The organism is Candidatus Sericytochromatia bacterium, from assembly GCA_035285325.1.
Classification (GTDB): Bacteria; Cyanobacteriota; Sericytochromatia; order S15B-MN24; family JAQBPE01; genus JAYKJB01.
On record JAYKJB010000059.1, the window covers coordinates 1 to 10,851 of the forward strand.

A 10,851-nucleotide genomic window follows, 5' to 3' on the forward strand; every position below is an offset into this window, starting at 1 on the left:
CAGTGGAACCACCGGCGGTGCCGAAGTCGATGATGTTCTTCTTGCCGGTGGCGGCCTTCTGGAAGGAGCCGACGCGACGACGGCTGGTCCAGCCATCCTTGGACGCGATGATCTCGACGTTCGCACCTTCGGGCACGCTGTTCAGAACGTACGAACCCTGGGTGGTGGTGGTGGAGAACTCGTAAGGCGCGGTCTTGTCGAGCGACTTGACGATGATGGTGGCGCCGTCAACGGTGGCACCCTTCTCGTCGTAGACGTTGCCGGAGACAATCACCTTCTCGCCGGAAGCGGCGGGAGCGGCGGGAGGCAGCGAAGGCGCGGCGGTGCCGGTCGCGTCCGTCGAAGGCGACGCGATGGGAGCGGCCGCCGAAGGCGACGCCACAGGGGCGACCGGCGAGGCCGCAGGAGTGGCGGCCGCAGGCGCGGGAGACTGGGTGGCGGTGGGGGTACCCCAAGGGCAGCCGGTCAGCATTGACAGGGACAGGGTCCCCGCAACGGCGGCAGCCATCTGCTTACGCGAGAATGCCATTTCTGTACAATCCTCTTTCTTGTGTGTGGGACGACTTGCCACTGAAACCCGACGCGGGACCGCCGGACTCGAGTGCAGAACGATAAGGGTGGATTTACCGGTAGTTAAACTGGCTTCCGAATCATAAATTGTTTGCTTGATGCTGTCAAATGCATCCGGGGGACCATCTGGCCCGCTTGAGGCACTCGCCAGTTCGGTATCAGTTCAACCATCGTTTTTATAACACGGGGCATGATCGCTCCGTGTGCGGGCCGTCACATCGCTCATGTGAAAGTCACCACATGATCGCGTGAGGCCCTCAGCGCGTCGGAGACGCCAAGGGTTGCCACAAGGCGCGCGGCAGGCGTTTGACCTGGTCCAGTTCGAGGATGTACAGGTCGCCCGCCGGGTCAAACAACATGTCGCGCACATCCTGCAGGGTGTCGTCGCGCAAGGCACCGGCCAGCAGCGGCGCTCCGGGCCCGGCCACCAGCTGAAGCGCTCCCCCCGCAGGTTTCCGCCACACCCGGCGATCGCCACCCAGCCAGAGCGCCTCGTCAGGCCCCCAGGCCAGCGCCCGCAGATCCGACATTGCGACATGAGAGGCCAGCTCCGCCTCGCCCAGCAGCACCTCCCGTTCGCGCCCGCGCAGGCGCAGGACCCTGGCGGTGCCGGCCTCGAGGCACAGCCAGCTGCCCTCCGGCCCCGGGGCAAACGCGCGTGGCGCGCGCAGGTCGGCCCACTCGGCCGCGGCCTGCAATTCACCCCGCGCATCCAGCTGCACGATCCGATCCGGTCCCGGCTCGATGATCGCCAGTCGCCCATCCGGCCAGAAGGCCAGCTCGCGCGGGTTGGCCAGCGAGGCCCCCAGCGCGGGGCCATAGGGCACGCGCTCATAGCCACTGCGGCCATCGCCCGCGATCGTCGTCAGGGTGCCGGAGGCGTCCAGGCGCTTGAGGCAGGGCGCCTCGCCCGTCACGGCAAAGACCAGGCTGCCGTCCGGGGCGATCGCCAGCGCGGTCGGGTTGCCCATCGGCGTCTGCAGGGGCGGTAACCCGCGCAACAGGAAGCCATCGCTGCCCGAACCGACCAGCGGCTCCGTCGCTCCGTCGGGGGCGATCGCATACAGGCGTCGCTGGGTGAAATCGGCCACCACCAAGCGGCCATCGGGCATTCGCACGAAGCGCGTCGCGCCCACAAACCCGCGCCCGTGCCGCCCGGGAGCGGTGCCGGCCAGCCAGGTGAGCTGATCGGCGGCCCGATCCAGCGCGAAAACCGGTCCCCGCGGCCGCGCCAGCAGGCCGCGTCCTTGCGCCCAGGCCAGCGCCACCGGCTGATGCAGGCTCCCGAGGTGGCCAGCGGGGAGGGCCCACGGGGTCACCGTTCCCCGGTCCCAGAACACCAGTCCCCCGGGCAGGTGTTCCAGCACGCATACCCCGTCGCCGTCCGGGCCGAGGGCCATGGGGGCACGGAGGGCCGGCGAGGCCGGCACGTCTTGCAGGGTGCCACGCGCCAGATCGAGCCGGCGCAGGCGATCGTGCCCGCGATCGCAGATCCACAGGGCCTCCCCGATCCGCGCCAGGCCCTGAGGCGACTTCAGGGCCACCTGAAGCGGGTCGGTGGGCGCGCCGGCATCCACGTTCGGGCCGCCGCCCACCAGCACGCGCAGGCGTCCGTCGGCCTCGCGCACCAGCACGCGGTCGGCCCCGCTCTCGGCGATCGCCAGGCGGCCCTCGCCCAGATCGGCCAGCCCCGTCGGCGTGTTCAGACGCACCTGGGTGGCCCAGTCGCCTGCCGCCGGGAGCGACTGCTCGCCTCCCCCCGCCAGCACGCGCACCCCCGTCGGCCCCGCCTCCACCACGCGATCGTGGCGCGAGTCGGCCAGCACCACCCGAGCGGCGCCGGCCACCATGCCGCTGTGCACCGCGGGCGCGTCCGTCGGCGGGTCGCGCCGCTCGGCATAGCCCCAGGCACCGCTGGGCACCACCGTCTCGACTCGCTGGTCGGCACCGATGCGCCAGAGCACATGCTTGGTTTCCGAGAAGATCCAGCTGTCCGGGCCCTGCGTGGCCACCCCCGCCACCTCGCCCAGCACGAGTTCCGAGGCGGGTCGCCCGTGGCCCTCGCGCGTCACGCCGGCGAAGGTCAGCAGGGCGGCGATGCGGGCGTGCACCGCCGCCAGTTCGGGGCGCTTGGCCTGCGCCTGCGCCAGCAAGGTGTCGAGGCGATCGCCCGCCAGATCGGGCGCGGCCGACGGCAGATCGGGGCCCAGGGCGATCGCCAGCTCCCGCTGCGCCTCGTCGGTGAGGGCGGGCGTCAGGCGTTCGAGCACCTCCTGACGGCCCTGCACGTGCTGTCGCAACACGCGCGACAGGGTCATCGTGGAGAACAGATCCACCGTCACCAGACGGCTCACGGCGTCGGGGCCCTGCGGCAACAGGGCCAGCAGGGGGCCGCCCCAGGCCGGCGCATCGATCGCGATCAGGGCCTGTTGGAGACCGGCCGGCACCGTCAGCTCGAACTGTCCTTCGTCTCCCGACACCGCCGTGATCGGGAGCCCCGCACCGTCGCGGACCGGTTGCAAGGCCGCATCGACCAGACGCAAACTGACGTTGCCCAGCCGCGCCGAGGCAAAGCGCGCGAGCGAACCGCCATTCTGGCCCACCACGGAGCCACCGTTCTGCCCCACCACCGAACCGCCGTTCTGCCTCACCACGGAGCCACCGTTCTGCCCCACCACGGAACCACCGTTCTGCCCCACCACGGAGCCACCGTTCTGCCCCACCACGGAGCCACCGTTCTGCCCCACCACGGAGCCACCGTTCTGGCCCACCACCGAACCGCCGTTCTGGCCCACGACGCGGGCCCCTTGGCGTACGGTGGGGGTCGCCTGCACCGGGTCGAGCGAGATGCCGCCGAGCCAGGCCAAGGGAACCCAGATGGCACCGCGCACGCGGCCCGTCTCGGCCTTGCGCGTCAGGGGCTGGGGGGCGATCGCCGTGGCCGTCTCGCCCGCCGCTACCGGCAAGGCAGGGCCTGACGGAGGATTCCCGCGCACCACCTTGCGCTGGGGGGAGCGCACGCGAGAGGCCAGGTCAGCCGCGGGCGCGCCGCAGGCCGTGAGGCCGCAAGTCAGGAGCAGCGCCGCATCCGTCCAGCGGCGCCAAACAGGCCCCAGGCACATCGCTGCCACCTCTCCTGCCAAGCGAGCGTGCAACGACGGATCTATTCCCGGTTTGGCAACGAACGATCCGTTTTCAGGTCAGCGGTGCCTTCGGAAGGGGAGCTCGATCAGAAAAGAAAGCTCACCCCGAGGCGCGCCACGCCGCCAAGCAGGCTCAGCAAGGGGCCTTCCGCCTCTGCCTGGAAGGGCAAGGCGTTGTAGCCGTCCAGATCCGCCGCCAGCAAGAGGTGTTCACTGAGGTGATACTCGCCACCCAGCGAGCCAGCGGCCCCCGGGACGAACCGCCCCAGCGTGGCCTGCCCGAACATCGCGAGATTGCCCTTGAACCCGATCCGCAGCACGTTGCGACCCCAGTAAAACTTCTTGGCCAGCCCCAGATCCGCCAGCATGCCAGGACCAGCGGCGGAGATCAGGCCCGCGGAGCCAAAGGTGGCGTAGGTCTCGGTGGGACCGGGCAGTAGCGGGGCCATGTCCCATTCCGCCGACACGCCACCGCCGGCGAAAGTGGCGCTGTAGCCGTCTGAGCGGCGCACGTAGGCCAGCGGCGCACGCAGGCCCAGATGCAGGCCCCACTTGGCGTCTTCCAGCAGTCGCTGGGAGGGGTCCAAGCGTTCGGTCAGGTAGAGCGGCTGGGCTTCACTGCGTTGGTCTCCAAGTTCGCGCAGCTTGACATAACCCGTCTGACGGGAGCCCTTCATGACCCGAAAGCCGGCATCGCGAGACAATCTCACGTTGCGCCCCAGGTTGAAGGCGATCCGGTCTCGGGCCACCGACCAGCCAGCCAGGCCGATCTCCAGGCGAAAACAGGCCTGCCGGGCCACGGCCCGTGCGGTGTCCTCTGCCAGTTCCTCGCAGCGATCCGCATAATCGCCGAAGGCCCGCTCAGGAGACTGCAGCGAAGCCACTGTCGCATCGCTCGCCAGCTGCTGAATCTGCAGCTGCAAGGCGTCCTGGCTGGTCTTTTCATCGTAGTTGAAACTGAAGGGCCGCTTGAGCGTCAGCGACTCGCTCAGGAGGGCCACCTCCCCGCCGGTGCTCAGGTCGTACAGCGCGACCCGCCACTCGATCGGACAGACCAGTTCGATCAGGGCAACCGCCTGGAAGCCGCCGCCCTCTCGCGGCTTCTGCTTCGTCTGGAGTCCCGTGCGCTCGATCCGCCCCACGCGCAGCGTCGGCACCAACACATAGCCGGAACCCGAGCTCCGGTTCTGGCTGCGCGCCTGCTGAAGCATGGCCGAGAGCCGAGCCCCACGCGCCAGCGGGACCTCGGCCAGGGCAAAGCGCCCCGTCTGACGCAGGGCCCGCAGCAATCCATCCCCCAGCGGCTGTTCGGCAGGCAAGGCCACGCCGAGCCAGGGGGCCTGATACTGCACGCTCGGGTCGTTGGGCGAGGCCTGGTAATCACCGGGCGCCGCCCAGGCGCCCGTCGGGTTGGCCAGCGCCAGCAGCAGGACGAGCACCAGGCGCCCGCCCCAGCGCTTGGACTCGTTCAAACGACTTGCCAACATCGCGGGGGACTCAGTCGTCGCGACGCGCCGGGCGAATCTGGCGGATCTTGGAACTGGGGGGCTTGGGTGGCGCGGGCGGCGGGGGCTCCCGATCGGGACCCATCCGGCGGCGCGCTTCCCCGATCATGGTGGCGAAGTGGGCAAAGTCGTCCACGCTGAAGTACAGCGCCGCCTGGTAGGCGTTGACCACGACCTTGCCTTCCCCCTCGACGAACCAGACCGTCCCGAACTCGCACTCGCCCAGGGTCCGAAAGCCGTTGCCTTCCATCTCGCATCTCCTCGTGCCCCCGACGCTTCGTCCGGCCGGGTTGGCCGCCATTTTAGCACGCGCGCCCGACCCGAGGGACAGCTCACCCGCGCGCCAGCAGCATGCGGCCGAGCCGGCGCCAGTGTCGAGTGAGCAGACACAGCCGGCTCGCCTTTTCGCCGCTGGCCGCCACATAGTGCTGGCGCAGCCAGGTGTCCGTGGGCCAGAGGCCGGCCCAGAGGCCGCCGAAGGCCCAGCGCCAGCGATCAACCAGCAGCAGTTGCAACAGCAGCGACCGCACGTCGGCCCGCTCGGCGAAGGTGCCCGCGACCCGTGCCCAGGCCAGCTGGGTGATCAGGGCCACGCGCAGCGAATCGGGTGCCAGTGCCCGCAGGGCCGCCACCGGCACCGGCGCGGCATACAGGTGGCGGGCCAGCGACAAGGTCAGCCAGATGAAGCTGGCCGTGCCATCCGTGCGGGCATCATCGACCAGCTTCTGCCAGTCGAGCCCGGGGCGCCCCGCCATCAGGGCAATGTCGAGCAACCAGACCGAATTGTAGAAGTGATGCTGGGCCCAGTGCGTGCTGGCGTAGGCGAGGGCATCCTCGGGGGCCAGGGTCGCGACGCAGGAGCCGTTCACGTCGAGCGTCACGGCCTCCTGCCAGGCCCGCCGGGCGTCGACCTCGCCGCGCACGGCGAGCCGCTCGGACAACATCTTGAGATCGCGGTGCAGTTCGATCGCGGCGATCGCCGGCCCCAGCGGTTTGAGCAGGGCCACCTGACCGGTCAACCGCTCGGTCAGGCGCGCCCAGTCGGAATGCTCGGCCAGAAAGCCACTGGCCTCCAGCAGGGCCATGGCCTCGTCCCAATCCTCCGGCGCCACCAGCAGATCCAGATCGACCATGGGGCGCCAGAACGGGTTGGGATAGAGCGGCTCGGCATGCGTCGGGCCCTTCACCACCAGCACCGGCAGACCGACGGCCTCGAAGCGCGCCAGCACCTCGCTCAGCTGCTGATCGATCAGCAGGCGGTGCGCCTGGTTTTCTCGTAGATCACGCCGGCAGCGGGCACTGAACCAGTCGGGCGCCCCTGGAATCGCCTTGTGCGAGAGCATGGGCGTGAAGCGCCCGCTGCGCGCCAGATCGTACAGCGCCTCCCAGTCGAGGGCGGCCGGCAGGGCCGGCACGGCGACCCAGTCGAGCGTGTAGGCAATCAGCTGGTTCAGGGCGATCGCCTCAGGCGACACCGTCAGCGGGCCGGCCAGCATCCCGGCCACCCCGGTGGCCAGGGCATCCTGCAGCCGCGAGCCCCAGGCCCGGGCGCGCGCCCCCCGCTGCAATTCGCGGGCATAGACCAGCTGGCCCCCGCGGCGGGCCTCCTCGACGCGCCCGACCACCTGCTCGTAAAACACCGGCGGATCGGCAAATGCCTTGCGATCGCCTTTCGTCACCAGCATGGCCCGGCCACTCTCGATGTAGACCTTGATCACCCGGTGCGCCAGCAAGAGCGGCAGGGGCTCCTCGCCGTTCTCTCGCGGGGCCCAATGATGGACGAGCAGGATGTCACCGGGTGCGATCGCGTCATAGGTGACGTGCACCAGGCGCAGTTCGTCGCCCGCCCGCAGTTCGGGCCACATGCTCGAACCGACGGCGGAGAGACGCAACTCCCCGTTTTGATGGAGGCATGCTTCGAGCATGGCCCTTGGGTCTGGCGCGGACATCACCAGGCAAATATCGGCCCAGCTATGGCCAAACTTGAACGCCCGGCGCGAGCCTCAAACCGGCGAAAAACGTCCGCCCCGGGCTCGTTTCAGCCCTCTCAGCTCGGTCGCACCACGGAGGCCGGCGCCACGTCTTCGTCGCCGGCGCCCGGGTCCTCGGTCAGCACCTCGACCACGCTGGCGGGATGCACCGTGGTGGCCATGTCGGCGAACTTGCCATCGACCGTCACGAGCCATTCCTCGCCCTCGTCGCCGTCCAGTTCCCGCTGAATCAGGGGCAACACGTCAGCCACCGTCAGGCGGTTGGCGAAGTCGCGGCGCAGCTGGGCCCCCTCCGGCAAGGCCAGGTCGAGCGCCACGGGCTCGCCCGCGAGCAACACCTGCAAGTTCGGGTTGCGCACCCGCAGGGGGCGATCGTTGACCTTCACCTGAAGGCGATCGCTGCCGGCCGGCAACACGTCGGCAATGGTCGGATGTGGGAACAGTTGCTGGGTCACCTCGACCGTTTCCCCGCCCGCGATCGACTCATTGATATCGGCCTCCCGCCCGTCGATCACGACCTTGATGCTGCGCAGCAAGTACTCCTGCGGCTCCCCGTCGAAGTAGTAACGCAGCACGGAATCGGGCGTCTCCACCAGGCCCGCCTGCACCATGAGCGCCCGCACGCTGCGGTCGACGGTCATGATATCGCCGTCCTGCACGTGGCGATCGCCCATGATCGATTGGCCATTCACCTTGACCAGCGGCGGGAAGTCGAGTTGCAGGCCATTGATCTGCACGCGCACGGGGCTCATGTCGACGATGTCTGACACCTGCAGCGGCGTGTTCTCATCACCCGGGCGCGGACGCACGACCTCGATCGCCGAGCCGTCCGACAGCAGCTGGTCGGGCGTGGTCGGCTGGCCGTTCAGCAAGATCCGGGTGTAGCCCCCCGGCGTGCTGGGGAAGGAGCGTGCCTCGCCATTGACCGAGACCTGGATCAGGTGGACGGGACGCGGCATGAGCGCCTGCATGTCGTAACCGGCGGCCAGCAAGGCATCCTGGACCTTGGTGGTGCCCCAGTCTTCCAGGCTGATCACCTTGCCGTCGAGATAGACCGTCAGGAAGCGGAAGCCGGGGGCTTCCAGCGCGGCCAGGGCGATGCCCACCGGCGTCACGCCCATCGGGCCCTCCAGCAAGGGCGGGCAGCTCTCGATCCGACGCACCATCTCGGTGCCCCGCACGGCCACGCGGTTATCGGGCAGGCCGAGCGCCATCGCCAGCAAGGGGGCAATGCCCGGGAAGAGCGCCCCCCCACCGATCAGGATGATGGCCGAGGGTGGGGCCCCGTTCATGCCGACGATCTGCTCGGCAATCTGCTTGACCAGGGTTTCGAGCGTCGGACGCACGGCCTGGCGAATCGCCTCGGCCGCGAAGGTGTGCGTCAGGCCGAGCACGTCGGTGAAGGTCACCGCGCCCTCGGTGGAGAGGGCATGCTTGACCCGCTCGGCCTCCATGAAGTCGAGCAGGTGCGCCTCGGCGATCGCCTCGGTCAGGGAATCGCCCGCCTGAGGCACCATCGCATACGCCGTCACGGTCCCGCCCTGGGTCAGGGCAATGTCCGAAGTGCCCGCCCCGATGTCGATCAGGGCCAGGTTGAGCGCCCGCATGTTGGCCGGAACCGCCGCATTGATGGCGGCGATCGGTTCGAGCGTGAGATTCACGACCTCGAGGCCCGACTGATGGCAGACCGCCACCAGCGAGTCCGTCACGACACGCGGCAGGAAGGTGGCAATCAGTTCCACCTCGATGCGCTTGCCACGCTGGCCTTCGAGGTTGGCGATCGGCTGCCCGTCGAGGTAGTAATGGACGATCGAGTAGCCGACGCAGTGGTTCTCATCCGAGCGCAGCGAGCCCACCGCCGCCTGGATCGCGGCCAGTTCCAGTGAACGAAGCCGCTCCTTGTCGATCATCGTGTCGAGACCAACGTCCTGACTCGAACGGGCCCGATGGGTCTTGAGCGCCCGCCCGGCCGCGGCGATCGCCACTTGGGAGAGCCGCTGGCCGGTCTGCGTTTCCAGGCGCTGGCGCACCGCCCGCACGGCCCGCACGACCTTGGGGATGTCGTGGATCTGCCCGTCCCGCATGGCCCGCTCTTCATGGGCTTCCAGCGTGATGTCCAGAATGCGCAGGCGATCGCCATCCGGTTGCGCCACCATGCCGATCACGTTGCGGGTGCCGATGTCCAGGGCAAAAATCGGGGCTCCGGGAGCAACCACAGGAGACATGAGATACCTCGGGTCAGGAACAGTTGGTGACCATTGTACCCCTGACGCGGCCTGCGCGCCCAGGAATCACGACTCTTGGCGCGGGACCCGCAGGCGAATTCGGCGCAGGGGGCGCTCGGCGGGCAGATCCTCGGAGAGCAGCGGATGAATGGGCGAAGCGAGCCCTGGCGCATCCGCACTCGGCTCCTCAGGGGGCCTCGCCGCAACCTCGGGAGTCGTCAGGGTGAGCGCAGCGGGGCGGTCCTCGGCCAGCTGAGCCGAAGGGGCCGGCACCTCGTCCTGGCTCGCCGGTAGAACGCGAGGCAGACCGAGCACAGGTGGCGCAAGCGGGACGTCCGCCGGCGGTCGCGACTCCTCTGCAGGAATCACCGTCGGCACGGGTTCGTAGCGTGGGTGGGCCACGAAAGGAGTCACCAGCCGCACACACAGCATCTCGCCCCCCAGGCGTCGCACCGAGGGACCGGCAAAGGCCTCAACCGCCCGCTGCACGCTCGCCAGGATCGGCTCAGGCGCGCAACCGGGGCGCTCCCGCAAGACCTGCTGCAGGCGCTCCAGGCCGAAGGCCTCCCCCTCCCGGTTCTCCACCCGCAGCAGGGCTTCCGTGAACAGCAACAGGCTGTCCCCATCTGCCAGCCCGGCCTGCCCCTGGTCCAGCGGCGGCCCCGGCTCAGCCGGCAGCCCCCCCAGGGCGCGACTGCTCAGCAGGGTCAAAGAACCACCCCGGTGCAAGATGCAAGCCCCGTGAAAGCCAAGCCCCGCAAACAACAACTGACCGGTGGACAGATCGAGCTGCGCGCTGAAGGCCCGCCAGGCCGACGGGGGCTCCCCCTCCTGGAGCAGGCGGGCCTGCATATCGAGCAGCAGGCGGCCCGGCGGCTGCGCCGCAGTGGCCAGCGCATCCCAGAGCAGCAGGCTGCCGGCTCGCTGCAACCCGCCGGCCAGATCCCTGGCCCGGCTCTCCCCGACGAAAATGCCCAGCTGGGAGCGATTGTACAGTCGCCAGGTGCTCCAGGCGGCAGCCGGGGCGCCCCAACCCCGCGAGGCCAGTTCGACCCGCCAGGGAGAGGTCACGGCGTCCGGCGACCAGGCGGTGGGTGTCGGCGCCAAGGCGCGCTGCACCTGGGCTCGCGCGACCTGTCGCCACTCAAGAAGGTCACCCTGCCGACGCCGCTGCCAGAGCCAGAGTGCGCCTCCCCAGAGGGCCCCGGCTCCCACCCCAGCCATCAACGCCAGCCCCAGCGGGCCTTTCAGGTCCGGAGACGCGGGGGGTAATTGGCGCGCCAGGGCATAGACCCAGCCCCCCACCCAGGCGACCTGAGCGCTCCCGATTCCCAGCACCCCGAGCCAGGTTCGGGGCGTCCAGGAGAATGAAGACGAAAAACGAAGGGGAGAGTGGGACATCAAAGGCACATCGGCC

At 69.5% G+C, this 10,851-nt stretch carries 7 protein-coding genes; all 7 read right to left on the reverse strand.

The annotated features are described in order from the left end of the window. Positions 1-529, reverse strand: a 529-nt coding sequence (locus VKP62_07490) for a carboxypeptidase-like regulatory domain-containing protein (protein ID MEB3197033.1), incomplete at its 3' end; no start/stop codon positions are given. Between the two features lie 298 nt (positions 530-827). Continuing rightward, positions 828-3,692, reverse strand: coding sequence for a hypothetical protein (locus VKP62_07495; protein ID MEB3197034.1), 2,865 nt, complete (start codon positions 3,690-3,692; stop codon positions 828-830). A 107-nt stretch (positions 3,693-3,799) separates the two neighbouring features. Continuing rightward, positions 3,800-5,200 carry a hypothetical protein gene (locus tag VKP62_07500; GenBank protein MEB3197035.1) on the reverse strand — a complete coding sequence of 467 codons (1,401 nt, stop codon included), beginning with the start codon at positions 5,198-5,200 and terminating at the stop codon, positions 3,800-3,802. A 10-nt stretch (positions 5,201-5,210) separates the two neighbouring features. Next, entirely contained in the window at positions 5,211-5,468 is a 258-nt protein-coding gene (locus tag VKP62_07505) for a hypothetical protein (protein ID MEB3197036.1), read from the reverse strand. 82 nt (positions 5,469-5,550) lie between these two features. Continuing rightward, on the reverse strand, positions 5,551-7,143 hold the full coding sequence (locus VKP62_07510) for a nucleotidyltransferase family protein (GenBank protein MEB3197037.1): 1,593 nt from the start codon (positions 7,141-7,143) through the stop codon (positions 5,551-5,553). 122 nt (positions 7,144-7,265) lie between these two features. Further along, positions 7,266-9,434, reverse strand: a complete 2,169-nt coding sequence (locus VKP62_07515) for a cell division FtsA domain-containing protein (GenBank protein MEB3197038.1) — start codon at positions 9,432-9,434, stop codon at positions 7,266-7,268. 66 nt (positions 9,435-9,500) lie between these two features. Next, complete coding sequence (locus VKP62_07520) at positions 9,501-10,835, reverse strand: SpoIIE family protein phosphatase (protein ID MEB3197039.1); 1,335 nt, start codon at positions 10,833-10,835, stop codon at positions 9,501-9,503. Positions 10,836-10,851 lie beyond the last annotated feature (16 nt).